The sequence below is a fragment of the Blautia intestinalis genome (assembly GCF_014297355.1).
Taxonomy (GTDB): Bacteria; Bacillota; Clostridia; order Lachnospirales; family Lachnospiraceae; genus Blautia_A; species Blautia_A intestinalis.
On the sequence record NZ_JACOQE010000008.1, the window covers coordinates 55,957 to 69,948 of the forward strand.

15 protein-coding genes and 2 riboswitches are annotated in these 13,992 nt (G+C 42.9%); of the genes, 14 read left to right on the plus strand and 1 reads right to left on the minus strand.

The window, feature by feature from the left end:
- Positions 1–10 precede the first annotated feature (10 nt).
- The 13 genes from tsf to H8Z79_RS12320 all read left to right on the plus strand — a co-directional run bounded on the left by tsf (position 11) and on the right by H8Z79_RS12320 (position 12,915).
- Positions 11–952 (plus strand): translation elongation factor Ts, encoded by a 942-nt coding sequence (gene tsf, locus H8Z79_RS12260; RefSeq protein ID WP_118040312.1) that lies wholly within the window; start codon positions 11–13, stop codon positions 950–952.
- Positions 953–1,233: 281 nt separating this feature from the next.
- Positions 1,234–2,163 carry an AEC family transporter gene (locus H8Z79_RS12265; RefSeq protein ID WP_118040314.1) on the plus strand — a complete coding sequence of 310 codons (930 nt, stop codon included), beginning with the start codon at positions 1,234–1,236 and terminating at the stop codon, positions 2,161–2,163.
- A gap of 46 nt (positions 2,164–2,209) precedes the next feature.
- Positions 2,210–2,356 (plus strand): hypothetical protein, encoded by a 147-nt coding sequence (locus tag H8Z79_RS12270; protein ID WP_015541319.1) that lies wholly within the window; start codon positions 2,210–2,212, stop codon positions 2,354–2,356.
- 49 nt (positions 2,357–2,405) lie between these two features.
- On the plus strand, positions 2,406–2,894 hold the full coding sequence (locus tag H8Z79_RS12275) for a hypothetical protein (RefSeq protein WP_015541320.1): 489 nt from the start codon (positions 2,406–2,408) through the stop codon (positions 2,892–2,894).
- 112 nt (positions 2,895–3,006) lie between these two features.
- Positions 3,007–4,356: an MATE family efflux transporter gene (locus H8Z79_RS12280; RefSeq protein ID WP_118040316.1), complete on the plus strand. Its 1,350-nt coding sequence runs from the start codon at positions 3,007–3,009 to the stop codon at positions 4,354–4,356.
- Positions 4,357–4,434: 78 nt separating this feature from the next.
- On the plus strand, positions 4,435–4,917 hold the full coding sequence (locus H8Z79_RS12285; RefSeq protein WP_118040318.1) for a LeuD/DmdB family oxidoreductase small subunit: 483 nt from the start codon (positions 4,435–4,437) through the stop codon (positions 4,915–4,917).
- Between the two features lie 2 nt (positions 4,918–4,919).
- On the plus strand, positions 4,920–6,170 hold the full coding sequence (locus tag H8Z79_RS12290; RefSeq protein ID WP_118040320.1) for a 3-isopropylmalate dehydratase large subunit: 1,251 nt from the start codon (positions 4,920–4,922) through the stop codon (positions 6,168–6,170).
- Positions 6,171–6,233: 63 nt separating this feature from the next.
- On the plus strand, positions 6,234–6,725 hold the full coding sequence (locus tag H8Z79_RS12295; protein WP_118040322.1) for a LeuD/DmdB family oxidoreductase small subunit: 492 nt from the start codon (positions 6,234–6,236) through the stop codon (positions 6,723–6,725).
- A gap of 13 nt (positions 6,726–6,738) precedes the next feature.
- Positions 6,739–7,983 carry a 3-isopropylmalate dehydratase large subunit gene (locus H8Z79_RS12300; protein WP_118040324.1) on the plus strand — a complete coding sequence of 415 codons (1,245 nt, stop codon included), beginning with the start codon at positions 6,739–6,741 and terminating at the stop codon, positions 7,981–7,983.
- 104 nt (positions 7,984–8,087) lie between these two features.
- A riboswitch (glycine riboswitch) is annotated at positions 8,088–8,170 on the plus strand.
- 2 nt (positions 8,171–8,172) lie between these two features.
- Positions 8,173–8,272: riboswitch (glycine riboswitch) on the plus strand.
- 160 nt (positions 8,273–8,432) lie between these two features.
- Positions 8,433–9,848 (plus strand): alanine/glycine:cation symporter family protein, encoded by a 1,416-nt coding sequence (locus H8Z79_RS12305; RefSeq protein WP_118040326.1) that lies wholly within the window; start codon positions 8,433–8,435, stop codon positions 9,846–9,848.
- 77 nt (positions 9,849–9,925) lie between these two features.
- Positions 9,926–10,393, plus strand: coding sequence for a TspO/MBR family protein (locus H8Z79_RS12310; RefSeq protein ID WP_225876985.1), 468 nt, complete (start codon positions 9,926–9,928; stop codon positions 10,391–10,393).
- Positions 10,394–10,685: 292 nt separating this feature from the next.
- Positions 10,686–12,056, plus strand: coding sequence for an NAD(P)/FAD-dependent oxidoreductase (locus H8Z79_RS12315; RefSeq protein ID WP_118040330.1), 1,371 nt, complete (start codon positions 10,686–10,688; stop codon positions 12,054–12,056).
- A 421-nt stretch (positions 12,057–12,477) separates the two neighbouring features.
- Positions 12,478–12,915 (plus strand): type II toxin-antitoxin system HicB family antitoxin, encoded by a 438-nt coding sequence (locus H8Z79_RS12320; protein ID WP_118040332.1) that lies wholly within the window; start codon positions 12,478–12,480, stop codon positions 12,913–12,915.
- A 39-nt stretch (positions 12,916–12,954) separates the two neighbouring features.
- On the opposite strand, the gene H8Z79_RS12325 is transcribed toward H8Z79_RS12320, so the two are convergent.
- Positions 12,955–13,362, minus strand: a complete 408-nt coding sequence (locus H8Z79_RS12325) for a TetR-like C-terminal domain-containing protein (RefSeq protein ID WP_118040334.1) — start codon at positions 13,360–13,362, stop codon at positions 12,955–12,957.
- A gap of 313 nt (positions 13,363–13,675) precedes the next feature.
- On the opposite strand from H8Z79_RS12325, the gene H8Z79_RS17700 reads away from it, so the two are divergent.
- Positions 13,676–13,780 carry a hypothetical protein gene (locus tag H8Z79_RS17700; RefSeq protein ID WP_456298202.1) on the plus strand — a complete coding sequence of 35 codons (105 nt, stop codon included), beginning with the start codon at positions 13,676–13,678 and terminating at the stop codon, positions 13,778–13,780.
- Positions 13,781–13,992: the final 212 nt, after the last annotated feature.

Here is a 13,992-nt window from a genome sequence, read left to right on the forward strand (position 1 = left end):
GGAGAATACAATGGCTATTACAGCAGCTCAGGTAAAAGAATTAAGAGAAATGACTGGTGCCGGAATGATGGATTGTAAGAAAGCTCTTACAGCTACAGAAGGCGATATGGACAAAGCAGTAGAATTCCTGCGTGAAAAAGGTCTTGCTACAGCTCAGAAGAAAGCAGGCCGTGTTGCAGCAGAAGGTCTTTGCAAGACACTCGTTGCTGATGACGCTAAGAGCGCAGTTGTTGTAGAAGTTAACTCAGAGACAGACTTCGTTGCTAAAAACGAAAAATTCCAGGGCTATGTTGCAGATGTTGCAGCACAGGCACTTACTACTTCCGCAGCAGATATCGATGCTTTCCTTGCAGAGCCATGGGCACTTGATACAACTAAGACTGTAAAAGAAGCTCTTGCAGCTCAGGTTGCAGTTATCGGCGAGAACATGAACATCAGAAGATTCGCTCAGGTGAAAGAAGACAATGGTTTCGTTGCTTCCTATACACATATGGGTGGGAAAATCGGCGTTCTTGTAGACGTTGAGACAGATGTTGTTAACGATGCAGTTAAAGAAATGGCTAGAAACGTAGCAATGCAGATCGCAGCTCTGAAACCGCAGTACACAAGCGACAGCGAAGTAAGTGCAGAATACATCGAGCATGAAAAAGAAATCCTTCTTGCTCAGATTCAGAACGATCCGAAAGAATCCCAGAAACCGGAAAAGGTTATTCAGGGTATGATCACTGGACGTATCAAGAAAGAACTCAAAGAAATCTGCCTTCTTGACCAGGTATACGTTAAAGCAGAAGACGGAAAACAGTCTGTTGGCAAATACGTAGAAGAAGTTGCAAAAGCAAACGGCGCTAAGATCACAATCAAAGGTTTCGTTCGTTACGAGACAGGTGATGGTATCGAAAAACGTCAGGATGACTTTGCAGCAGAAGTTGCAGCTCAGGCTGCAGGTAAATAATCTGTAAAGCTCAGATTTATCTTTTTATTTAACTATTAAAGGCCCGGAAAGTCTTATGAACACTCTGTTTCAGAGCAGATATAAGCTTTTGGGTCTTTTTTATGTACTGGAAACAAAAACAAGCAGACAAAATATCTTGTGATTTTGTTTGCTTTGATACATAATATATAAGATGGTTGCGTTTACTTTTACAGAGCTGTTTGGTAAGCAGGGCAGGCGTAAAACATTTAAAGTTATTTAGAGTGGTGTGTAGGACGGATGATTTAAGGGAGAGGAAAAAGATGAAAGTTCTGGAAATAATATCACCGGTACTGGTGATGATCATTCTTGGTATTTTATGCCGGAAATGGAAATTGCTGAATAAGAACGGCATCGACAACATGAAAGCGCTGGTTACAAACATCATGCTTCCTGTGGCAATCTTTCATGCACTGGCGACATCGGATTATGGAGCAGAAACAGCAAAGCTGGTTGGAATCATGTTCATCATGTTGGTTGTATCTTTTGGTATCGGATTTCTTATGAAGCCACTTATGACAGAAAATTACCGCAAGTATCTGCCATTTATGGTCAGTGTGTATGAGGGTGGCTCGATGGCATATCCCCTGTACACAAGTCTCTGCGGACAGGAGAACCTGTCGCAGATCGCAGTTCTTGATATTGCGGGACTGCTTTTTGGATTCAGTATTTATATGGGAATGCTTGGCCAGACCGAGAACGGCGAGAAGATCAATGTAAAGAATCTTGCAGTAAGCGCAGTAAAAACACCGGCATTTATCGCAAGTGTTCTGGGAATCATTGCGGGATTGACAGGCGTGATCAAACTTCTGCTTGCAGGCCCGGCAGGCGGAATTTATGCAAGCGTCGAGAGTATTCTGACTACAGCTTTGACAGCAATCATTCTGATCGTAGTAGGTTTCAGCATGGAACTGACACCGGAACTTTTTGGACCGTGTGTTCGGACGATCGTGATGCGTATTGTGCTGCAGGCAGTTATGATTGTGTGTGTCCTTCTGGCGGTACATAGTTTTATCGGAAGTAATAAATTACTGGACCTGGCAGTGATCACCTATATGTCCGCACCGGCTACGTTTAGTATGCAGACTTTCCTTAAGCGTGAAGACGGAAGCGCATATGTATCTACGACAAATTCGCTGTATTGTATTGTGTCGGTCGTGGTGTATATGATCCTTGCGTTTTTTACATATTAAAATAGAGAATAATTATAAATAAGTGCCATACGGAGCAGAAAACCGTATGGCACTTGTTAGATGGTTACTGGAAGATCTGATCATCACAGACACAAGTAAAGAAAATGTGTTTGAATTGCAGGAGAATTATCCATGCTGCAGCAGAGATATGGTCATAACAGCAGGAAACAGGGAGCATTATAAGTTGCTGTGAACGGAGTGGACAGAAACTATTATAATTTACAGAGAGCGAGGTTAAATATATGTCCTGTACAATAAGAAAAGCTACACCGCGGGATCTTCCGAGAATCCGGGAAATCTACGAGATGGCAAGACAGTTTATGAGAAAAAACGGCAACCATTCACAGTGGGGGAAAGGTGACGAACCGGAAGCTCTGATCGAGGGAGATATCTGTCAGGGAAATCTGTATGTACTGGAGGAAGCGGACATTCATGCAGTATTCGCCTTTATTATTGGAGAAGATCCGACCTATCTGGAGATAGAAGAAGGAAGCTGGAAGTCAGAGGAACCTTATGCTGCCGTGCATCGTGTAGCCAGCGACGGAACAGTGCAGGGTGTCCTTGGTCATGTCATGGATTACTGCAGCGCACAAGTGCCACATCTTCGGATCGATACACATACGGATAACAAAGTAATGCAGCACGTATTGGAAAAATACGGTTTTGTAAGCTGTGGCATCGTACATGTCCCGGATGGAAGCCCGCGTATTGCATACGAACTGCTCCCATAATATGTTCTTTGATAAAAACTTGCATTATCCTGCGGAAAGGAACATAATGTCAAAGGCGGCATGACCGCCGGTAAAGTCTGGAAATGAATTATGGGGGGGAGTTGAGTGAAAAATGGAACAGCAACAGCATATGTTTTCTAATCGCATGATCTGCAGTCTTCTGATTCCGGTCGTGCTGGAACAGTTGTTGAATTCAATCATGGGAACTGCGGATACCATGATGGTAAGCAATGTCGGTTCGGCGGCAATCTCAGCGGTATCGCTGGTAGATTCGATCAACGTGCTCGTCATTCAGGCATTCTCCGCACTGGCGGCAGGCGGTGCGATCATCTGTGCACAGTACATAGGACAGAGAAACAAAGAAAAAGCAAACGAATCTGCAAGACAGGTGTTGTTTATCATAACAGCTATTTCGGTAGCGGTGAGTCTGATCTGTCTTGTTTTCCAGAAACCACTCCTGAGGCTGATCTTCGGATTGGTAGAACCGGCGGTCATGCGTGCTTCGGAAACATATTTCTTCTATACAGCTCTGTCGTTCCCGTTCATCGCAGCTTATGATTCAGCAGCTTCTATTTTCAGGGCGCAGGATAATACAAAAGGACCGATGATCATTTCGATGATTTCCAATGTCATGAATATTGCGGGAAATGCAGTGATGATCTGGGTATTTCATATGGGAGTTGCAGGTGCGGCGCTTTCTACATTGATTTCCCGTATTTTCTGTGCAGTTGTCGTTATAATCCAGCTTCGAAAAGAAAGAGAAGGTCAGGAGATTGTTGTACGTGATTATTTCGAGATCCGTCCGGACTGGAGTATGATCAGACGTATTCTCGGACTCGGTATTCCGTCAGGCATCGAAAACAGTATGTTTCAGCTTGGGAAGCTTGCAATTCAGTCAACAGTTTCCACGCTTGGAACTACCGCAATCGCAGCACAGGCAATGACAAATATCCTGGAAAATCTAAATGGTATTGCAGCAATCGGAGTCGGAGTCGGTCTGATGACGATCGTCGGTCAGTGTCTTGGTGCCGGAAGACAGGATGAAGCAGTCTATTACATAAAAAAACTCTGCGTGATCGCAGAAGTTATTATCATCATAAGCTGTCTTGGTGTATTTGCACTGACAAAACCAATCACAATCCTTGGTGGTATGGAAAAAGAAAGTGCAGATATGTGTTTTCATATGGTGATGTGGATCACAATTGTAAAGCCGCTTGTATGGATCATGGCATTCATACCTGGATATGGACTTCGTGCAGCGGGAGATGTGAAATTTTCCATGATTGTTTCCTGCTGTACGATGTGGGCATGCAGATTTTGTCTCTGTGTATTTCTGATCAGAGTCATGGGATTCGGACCGATGGGTGTCTGGATCGGTATGTTTGCAGACTGGACACTTCGTGGAATTATTTTTACATGGAGATTTCACAGCCGGAAGTGGTTACAGCATAAAGTCATATAAATATACATTTTCTATTCACATATTATGTGGTAAAATAGAGAGAAAATGAATAGTTATACATAGAAAGGAATTCTTATTATGGAAAAGGGAACAATTTTTAAATTTCATAATGACCTTGATACAGACCAGATCATTGCATCCCAGTATTTGCTTCTGCCGAATCTGGATGAAATGAAAGGGCACGCATTTGAATCATTAGATCCTGATTTTGCAAAGAAAGTAAAACCTGGAGATTTTGTAGTAGGCGGAGAAAACTTTGGCTGCGGTTCGTCCAGAGAGCAGGCACCGGGCGTCCTGAAAGCACTTGGTGTACAGGCTGTCATTGCAAAATCTTTTGCGAGAATTTTCTTCAGAAATGCAATCAATATCGGCCTTCCGGCAATTGTCTGTAAAGATCTTCCGGATAATGTAGCAACCGGAGATACTATGGAACTCCATATGTCTGACGGAACAGCAGTTGCAAACGGCAGGACTTATACCTGTACAAAACTCCCGGAATATATGCAGGGAATTCTGAATCAGGGCGGTCTGATCGCTTCGCTGAACAAGGAGGAGAAATAACCATGGGAATGACAATCGCAGAAAAAATTATTGCAGCGGCAGCCGGAGTGGAGAGCGTAAAGCCAGGAGATATCCATACCGTACAGCTTGACCGTCTGATGAGTAACGACGGAACGACACATCTGACTGTTGATATGTATAACAATAAATTAAAAAATCCGCACATTGCAGATACAAAGAAACTTGTATTTATCGTGGACCATAACGTACCGTCTGACTGCCCGAAAACAGCAGCGTCTCAGAAAAAAATGAGAGATTTTGCAAAAGCAAACAACATTGATTTCTGGGAAGGTAAAGGTGTCTGCCATCAGGTCATGATTGAAAATTATGTGCGTCCGGGCGAACTGATCTTTGGTGCAGACAGCCATACATGTTCCTACGGTGCACTCGGTGCATTTGGTACAGGTGTCGGATGTACAGACTTCCTCTATGGAATGGTGACAGGTACTTCCTGGGTACTTGTTCCGGAATCTGTAAAATTCAATCTGACAGGAAAACTTCCGAAAGGTGTGACCGCACGTGACCTGATCCTTACGATCATCGGCGAAGTTGGTGCAAACGGATGTAACTATCAGGTAATGGAATTTACCGGAGAAGGTGCAAAGACATTGAGTATCAGTGACCGTATGACACTTTGCAACATGGCAGTAGAAGCCGGTGCAAAGACCGGTATCTTTGAAGCTGATGAGAAAGCCATGGATTATCTGAAAGAGCATGGACGTGAGCCAAAAGCCGTTTTCCACAGCGATCCGGATGCAAAATATGTAAGAGAATACACATTTGATCTGAGTAAAGTCCGTCCGGTAGTTGCCAGACCGGATTTTGTAGACAATGTTGTTCCGGCAGAAGAAGCATGTGGCATCGAGATCAACGAAGCATTCCTTGGTTCCTGTAACAATGGACGTATCGAGGACCTGCGTGTGGGTGCCGAGATTATCAAAGGAAAGAAAGTAGCAGATAAAGTACGTTTCCTTGTTGTTCCGGCAAGCCAGACCATTTACCGTCAGGCATTAAAAGAAGGACTGATTGACATCTTTATGGAAGCCGGCGCAATCGTTATGAACCCGAACTGCAGTGTATGCTGGGGAAGCTGCCAGGGAGTGATCGGAGAAAACGAAGTGCTGATCAGTACCGGAACACGTAACTTCAAGGGACGTGCAGGACATCCGAGCTCCAAAGTATATCTCGGATCAGCAGCAACTGTTACAGCTTCGGCAATCGCAGGAAAGATCGCGCTGCCGTCTGAAATCTGAGAAGCAGGAATATAAGAACGAAATACAAACAACGAATACATATTCAGTGAGGGAACATAGATTATGGAAAAGTTTACAGGTAAAGTCTGGGTACTTGGCGATGACATCGATACAGATATCATCATCCCGACCGAGTATCTGGCACTCAAAACAATCGACGATATGAAACAATATGGATTCAGCCCGCTTCGCCCGGAACTGGCTGGTCAGATCCAGAAAGGCGACATCATTGTTGCCGGCAAAAACTTTGGCTGCGGTTCATCCAGAGAGCAGGCACCGGAGATCATCAAAGCGCTTGGAATCCAGTGTGTCATCGCGAAATCTTTTGCCAGAATTTTCTTCAGAAACTCTATCAACAACGGTCTTCTTCTGATCGAACAGCCGGATCTTCATAAAGATGTCAAAGAAGGAGATTCTGTGACTGTTGTTATGAATGAGCATGTGGACTACAACGGAAAACAGTACCCGATCGCTTCCCTGCCGGAGAATCTGATGAGCATCATTCAGGCAGGCGGACTTGTAAAAGCCATGCGTAAACTGAACGGACTGGACTAAGGAGGTAGATCAGATGGGCGAAACAGTTATTGAAAAGATTATCAGAAACAATGTGGGTCATGCCGTAAAACCGGGTGATATCGTCACCGTCAATGTCGACAGAGTGATGATCCACGATATTTTTATTCCGTTTGTTGCAGAGAAATTTGAAGAAATGGGATTTCAGAAATTATGGGATCCGGACAAAGTAGTCTTGATCTATGACCACCTTGTTCCGGCAAGCCAGCTTGATGATACCAGACATTTCCACACAGGAGATGCTTTTGCAGAAAAATATGGCATGAAAAACGTGCATAGAAGTGACGGAATCTGCCATCAGTTAATGACAGAGGCCGGCTATGTGAAACCGGGCAATATCGTATTTGGTACAGACAGCCATACGACTACTTATGGATGTGTCGGCGCTTTTTCTTCCGGTATCGGTTATACCGAGATGGCAAGTATCCTCGGAACAGGGACTATGTGGATCAAAGTTCCGGAAACGATCAAAGTTGTGATCGACGGAGAACTTCCGGAAAATGTCATGTCAAAAGATGTGATCCTGCGTCTGATCGGGGATCTCGGTGCGGACGGGGCTACATATCGTGCACTGGAATTTACAGGAAGTGCAGTGAAGAATATGTCTGTGGCTAGCCGCATGACAATTGCCAACATGGCAATTGAGGCAGGCGCAAAATGTGCGCTCTTTACTCCTGATGAAAAGACGGCAGAGTACTGCGAGATTGAGCTGAACGATTTCCAGAAGAGTCTTGTCGGAGATGAGGATGCCACATATCTTAATATTGTGACCTATCGTGCAGAAGATCTGGTTCCGGTTATGGCATGTCCGTCTCAGGTAGATAAGATCTGTGATGTCAGCACACTGGAAGGAACTGAGATCGATCAGGTATTTATCGGTTCCTGTACAAACGGACGTCTGGAAGACCTTGCAGCAGCAGCGGAGGTTCTGAAAGGCAAAAAAGTTGCAGATTATGTAAAACTGATCGTAACACCGGCAAGCCGTAAGATCTACAGACAGGCAATCGAGCTGGGTATTCTGGATACTCTGGTTGAGGCAGGGGCGATGATCACACATCCGGGATGCGGACTGTGCTGTGGACGTGCAGGTGGTATACTGACAGACGGAGAGCGCGTTGTGGCAACAAATAACCGTAATTTCCTCGGCCGTATGGGAACATCCAAAGTAGAAATTTATCTGGCATCTCCGAAGACTGCGGCAGCATGTGCGGTGGCAGGAAAGATTGTCAGCCCGAAATAAAATACATTTAATTAACAAAAAATTTCAAGAGGGAAGAAAAAAATTTCCCTCTTGACATCTTAATGATTTAGCACTATAGTATAACGCAGTGACAGCAATAACGAGGAGAAGTTTGCAGGAAAGAGGCCAGGGCCCACCGAAGGAGTAAAACTCTCAGGTATCCGTGTTATCGGACAGAAACTGTAAATGGATCGTTTCTCTGGAGACACCTGTTTCAGTACAGGGGCCGAAGGTGCAAGCGACGCGTAAGCGTCTTGAATCTCTCAGGCAAAAGGACAGAGGATGCTTTTTTATAATTACATCCTGGAAGTTTATTCTTTTAGCAGTTCTTTTTTTAGTCTGAGTTTCAGAGATTCTTATTATTATCCTTTTATCAGAGATTGATTCTTTTTATGAAGTCCCCTTGTTTATGATGCTGAAAAATACATACGTAAGGAGAACTTTTTGAGATGTGGGAAGCAATCAACAATTTCTTAGTTGCAGTGGATGACAAAGTCTGGGGAGTGCCGCTTATGGTATTGATCATAGCCGGTGGTGTCCTTCTTACCAGCAGACTTGGGTTTCTTCAGGTGCGTCGTCTTCCGCTGGCTCTGAAATGGATGTTTAAGAATGAAGAAGAAGGAGACGGAGAAATCTCCAGTTTTGCAGCTTTATGTACAGCACTGAGTGCAACGATCGGTACCGGTAATATCGTCGGTGTGGCAACAGCAGTCTGTGCCGGAGGTCCGGGAGCATTGTTTTGGATGATCGTAGCAGCATTCTTCGGAATGGCAACGAAATATTCAGAAGGTCTTCTGGCAGTTAAGTATCGTGTGGTTGCCGAGGATGGACACAGCCTTGGCGGACCATTCTACTATATCGAAAAAGGTATGGGAAGCAAATGGAAATGGCTTGCAAAGATCTTTGCATTCTTTGGTGTATGTGTTGGTCTCTTTGGTATCGGTACTTTCAGTCAGGTAAATGGTATTTCCAGTGCGGTACAGAACTTCTTTGATCCAAATAAAACAAACTGTATCAATATCCCGTTTTTGGGACAGTATTCTGTGGCTGTTGTTGTTTCTTCTCTGATTCTTGCATTCTGTGTGGCAGCAATCCTGATCGGAGGTTTGAAGCGAATTGCAACAGTCAGCCAGATTATTGTACCATTTATGGCAGTAATCTATATTGCGCTCAGTGTTGCTCTGATCATCTGCAACATTACAGAGATCCCGGCAGCAATCGTAACTGTTGTAAAAGCAGCGTTTAACCCGAGCGCAGTGACAGGTGGTGTGGTTGGATCCATGATCGTGGCAATGCAGAAAGGTGTCGCACGAGGAATTTTCTCTAACGAGGCAGGTCTTGGTAGTGCACCGATCGCAGCAGCAGCAGCTCAGACAAAAGAGCCGGTACGCCAGGGTCTGGTAAGTATGACAGGTACTTTTATTGATACGATCATTATCTGTACAATGACAGGTCTGTCTATTGTCCTGACAGGCGCATGGCAGGTAGAAGGTATTGAAGGTGTACAGGTTACTACATATGCATTCCAGCACGGACTTCCGCTTCCGGCGAAATTTACAGCATTTGTACTCATGCTCTGTCTTGTATTCTTTGCATTTACCACCATTCTCGGATGGGATTACTACAGTGAACGTTGTCTGGAATATCTGACAAACGGACACCAGAAAAAAATCATTGTATACCGTTGGTTATACATTCTCGCAGTATTTATCGGACCTTACATGACAGTAAGTGCTGTATGGACCATCGCAGATATCTTCAATGGTCTGATGGCAATTCCGAATATGATCGCACTGTTTGTATTGAGTGGAGTCGTAGTAAAAGAAACAAAAGCGTTTTTTAACGCAAAGAAACATAAAATGTAAAGGTGTAAAATGAATAATTCCTTCTGTTTTTCATAAAATAGACATTAGAAATGTCGAGAAAAACAGGAGGAATTTTTTTGAAGAAAAGAACAAAAACACTGCTCACCTGTCTGGCAGTGCCGCTTGGAGTTGGGGCCGTTTCCGGATTTCTGACACAGGGAAGCATGGATGCATTTGAAAAATTAAATCAGCCTCCGCTTGCTCCGCCGGGATGGGTATTTCCGGTAGTGTGGACCGGACTGTTTGCAATGATGGGAACAGCATCTTATCTGATCGCGCGTCTGCCGGAATCGGAAGAGAAGAAAAAAGCATTGACGCTGTATGGAATACAGCTTGCAGTGAACTTTCTGTGGCCGGTATTTTTCTTTAATGCGGGATGGTATCTGTTTTCGTTTGCATGGCTGTTGCTGTTGTGGTATCTGGTATATCTTTGTACAAAAGCCTTTTATCATCTTTCGGAGAAGGCAGGATACCTGATGATCCCATATCTGGTGTGGCTGACCTTTGCAGGATATTTGAATTTTGCTATTTTTCTTTTGAACTGATACAAAGCACTGTCTGAAAATGACAGTGTTTTTGTATTTTACAGAAAAACATCTGGCTTTCGTACAAAAACAGCGCTTGACAAAGACTGAGGAATCCTGTAATATAGGTAAGGATTATGATTAACAATACAAATGTTGAACATTTTTCCAACTGCCGTAATGAATGGAAGTGACAGGACTCGTCATGATACTTTCTGCGACAGCTTTTTTTATGCAACAGGGTTGCCTTGATGCAAATGGATGAGGGATATAAACAAATGGGAAAAAGCTATACTCACAAGGAGGAAGATGCATGAACTATGATGTGATCATTATTGGTGCCGGCCCGGGAGGAATCTTTGCGGCATATGAGCTGATGAAAGAAAAACCGGATTACAAAGTGGCTGTTTTTGAAGAGGGATATTCTCTTGAAAAAAGAAAATGTCCGATTGACGGCAAAAAAATCAAAAACTGTATCAATTGTAAGAGATGTTCGATTATGTGCGGCTTTGGTGGCGCAGGTGCATTCTCCGATGGAAAATATAATATCACCAATGATTTTGGCGGAACATTGTACGAGCATATCGGAAAAAACGAAGCCATTGAACTGATGAAATATGTAGACGATATCAATATGGAATATGGCGGAGAGGGAACAAAGCTCTATTCTACAGCAGGAACTAAGTTCAAGAAGCTCTGTCTGCAGAATAAACTGAATCTTCTGGATGCATCCGTACGTCATCTCGGAACAGATATCAATTATGTTGTTCTTGAAAATCTGTATAATGCAATGAAAGAACATGTGGATTTTTATTTTGACACACCGGTACAGAAGCTGGAAGTTCTGGAAGACGGCTACCGTGTGATCTGCGAAAAGGATTCTTATGAATGTAAGAAATGTATCGTTTCCGTCGGAAGAAGCGGAAGCAAATGGATGGAAACTGTCTGTAAGGATCTCAAGATCCCGACCAAATCCAACCGTGTGGACCTCGGTGTCCGCGTAGAGCTTCCGGCAGTTATTTTCTCTCATCTGACAGATGAGCTTTACGAGAGTAAGATCGTTTACCGCACAGAGAAATTCGAAGATAATGTCCGTACATTCTGTATGAATCCGAACGGAATTGTTGTAAACGAGAACACAAACGGAATCATTACTGTAAACGGTCACAGTTATGAAGGCGATGAGAAGAAGACAGATAATACCAACTTCGCGCTTCTTGTATCCAAACATTTTTCAGAACCGTTCAAAGACAGCAACGGATATGGCGAAAGTATCGCAAGGCTTTCCAACATGCTTGGAGGCGGCGTTATTGTACAGCGTTTCGGTGATCTTGTACGTGGACGCAGAAGTACTGTTAAACGAGTAGAAGAAGGTCTTGTAAGACCAACCCTTACTGCAACACCGGGAGACTTAAGTCTTGTGCTTCCGAAGCGTATTCTTGATGGTATCATCGAAATGATTTATGCACTTGATAAGGTAGCGCCGGGAACTGCAAACGATGATACCCTTCTGTATGGTGTAGAAGTAAAATTCTACAACATGGAGGTTGAAATCGATGATAATCTCGAAAGCTGCTATAAAGGCCTGTATGTGATCGGAGACGGAAGCGGAGTTACCCATTCCCTGTCTCACGCATCTGCAAGTGGTATCTACGTAGCAAGACATATCGCAGGACAGAACTAAATATAATCTAAGACATAAAGAAAAGCCCATGAACTGTAAGACAACAGTTTGTGGGCTTTTTGCATTGTACATCGAGGAGGTGCAGGTGGCGCGTCCGGTGATTAATATATGTAAATTTTGATACGCCTGTAATACGTATAAAACAATTGACATATACGCCTTAAGGGCGTATTATAAAAATAAGGAGGGTACGAGTTTGAAGAGACGTAATCTGATAAAGAAACTCGAAAGTGCCGGATTTATTTTTTAGGAACATGGAGGAAATCATGATACATACAAAAGAGGCAATGATACAGAGCAGGTTCCGCGGCATACCGAGATCAATGAGATTACTGCGAGAAGAATTTTAAAAAAGTGGGGATTGAAATGAATACCTGCTTTCATAATATACTAAAGAGGACAAAAGAAAGGTGTGGATAAAATGAAAGAAGCATATCCGGTTTTGATCAAACAATGTGGGAAAGACTATCTTGTTTATGTTCCTGATCTGGAACTATACACAGAAGGCAAAAGCATGGCGGAGGCAATGGAAATGGCAAGGGATGCGATTGGATTAAAAGGTATTGACTATATAAAAGACTCCAAACCATTGCCGGAACCGTCAAATACAACGAAAGTACTTCAGAAAGCCAAAGAAGAAGCGGATGAGGAGTTTGACTATTCAGATGGAGTATTGACATTAGTTGATGTAGACTTTGAAGAATACAGAAAACGTATGAGAAATCGTGCAGTAAAGAAAAACTGTACGATACCATATTGGATGAGTGAGGAAGCTGACAAACGTGGAGTAAATTATTCACGTTTGTTGCAGGAGGCGCTGCTTGCATTTCTTGGAGGAACGCAAGGCGTGAATAACTAAAATGACCAGGGCAGCCTTGGGGGGCTGCCTGTTCTTTACTCATTTCAGTATATTAAGTCCGTTCAGCATAATATCTTCTGTATATCGTGCGAGTTCCTCCGGAGTCTGTGGAGTGTCATTTTTGCTCCAGTTTTCGATGATTCCAATACAACCGGAAAGGAGATATGCGGAATAAATTTCACTCAGCCTGGGATCTGCATTGGAAAAAATGGCATCCCAGTCTTTGATGCACCGGTCACGTATGATATCCTTCAGACGATTCTTTAAATTCTGTTCCTGATTGTCTACAAGAACAAGTCTTACAAAATCTGAATTCTTTTCCAGAAATTTGTACAAATCACAGATAAGAGGAAAGGGTTTTCCCATCATATCCTGAGGCTGATGAGAATTGGTGATTTCTATAAATTCATCCAGCATATCATTTTCTATATGCTCAAGAAGACCCATAATATCCCTGTAGTGCAGATAAAACGTTTCTCTGTTCAGATTTCAAAACACTTCGATTTTTTCCTTTTGTATTTATAAATAACTTCTTTTCTGTTGTTCAAAAAAGGACAACTTGAAAATTTTTTGTAAAAGATTGAACGTTATAGCAAATATGTGTTGAAAAATCAACGGCTGTAAAAAAATATTGATTATTGAGTTTTTTTGTCTTATGAATATGGGCAAACTGACTCTTCAGGATTTGGGGCAAATGCAGATGTATGTGAATTATTACACGCGTGAAATGATGAATGAGGGAGATATGTAGCCCATTGGTATCGTACTTTGTGCAGATAAGGGGGATTCTATTGTGAAATATACACTTCCAGAAGATAATCACCAGATATTTGCGTCTAAATATTTTACCTATTTGCCATTATAGGTAAAAGCCTGGAAGAAACAGCACGGAAAAGCACTGGTCTTTCGGGCCTTTTTCTGTTTGTATCCATATATCCGGTGCCGATAAATGAATAATACATTCTAAAACAGATGAAACGAAATATAAACGAAACTATAAATAATGAAAACGAAATAAATATATTGACTTTTTGGTGAGAAACGAATATATTATACTCATAAATTACATTTTTGAAT

Coding starts and splice junctions, on each gene's coding strand:
- tsf (WP_118040312.1), top strand. CDS start 11: ATGGCTATTACAGCAGCTCAGGTAAAAGAATTAAGAGAAATGACTGGT.
- H8Z79_RS12265 (WP_118040314.1), top strand. CDS start 1,234: ATGAAAGTTCTGGAAATAATATCACCGGTACTGGTGATGATCATTCTT.
- H8Z79_RS12270 (WP_015541319.1), top strand. CDS start 2,210: ATGGCACTTGTTAGATGGTTACTGGAAGATCTGATCATCACAGACACA.
- H8Z79_RS12275 (WP_015541320.1), top strand. CDS start 2,406: ATGTCCTGTACAATAAGAAAAGCTACACCGCGGGATCTTCCGAGAATC.
- H8Z79_RS12280 (WP_118040316.1), top strand. CDS start 3,007: ATGGAACAGCAACAGCATATGTTTTCTAATCGCATGATCTGCAGTCTT.
- H8Z79_RS12285 (WP_118040318.1), top strand. CDS start 4,435: ATGGAAAAGGGAACAATTTTTAAATTTCATAATGACCTTGATACAGAC.
- H8Z79_RS12290 (WP_118040320.1), top strand. CDS start 4,920: ATGGGAATGACAATCGCAGAAAAAATTATTGCAGCGGCAGCCGGAGTG.
- H8Z79_RS12295 (WP_118040322.1), top strand. CDS start 6,234: ATGGAAAAGTTTACAGGTAAAGTCTGGGTACTTGGCGATGACATCGAT.
- H8Z79_RS12300 (WP_118040324.1), top strand. CDS start 6,739: ATGGGCGAAACAGTTATTGAAAAGATTATCAGAAACAATGTGGGTCAT.
- H8Z79_RS12305 (WP_118040326.1), top strand. CDS start 8,433: ATGTGGGAAGCAATCAACAATTTCTTAGTTGCAGTGGATGACAAAGTC.
- H8Z79_RS12315 (WP_118040330.1), top strand. CDS start 10,686: ATGAACTATGATGTGATCATTATTGGTGCCGGCCCGGGAGGAATCTTT.
- H8Z79_RS12320 (WP_118040332.1), top strand. CDS start 12,478: ATGAAAGAAGCATATCCGGTTTTGATCAAACAATGTGGGAAAGACTAT.
- H8Z79_RS12325 (WP_118040334.1), bottom strand. CDS start 13,362: ATGGGTCTTCTTGAGCATATAGAAAATGATATGCTGGATGAATTTATA.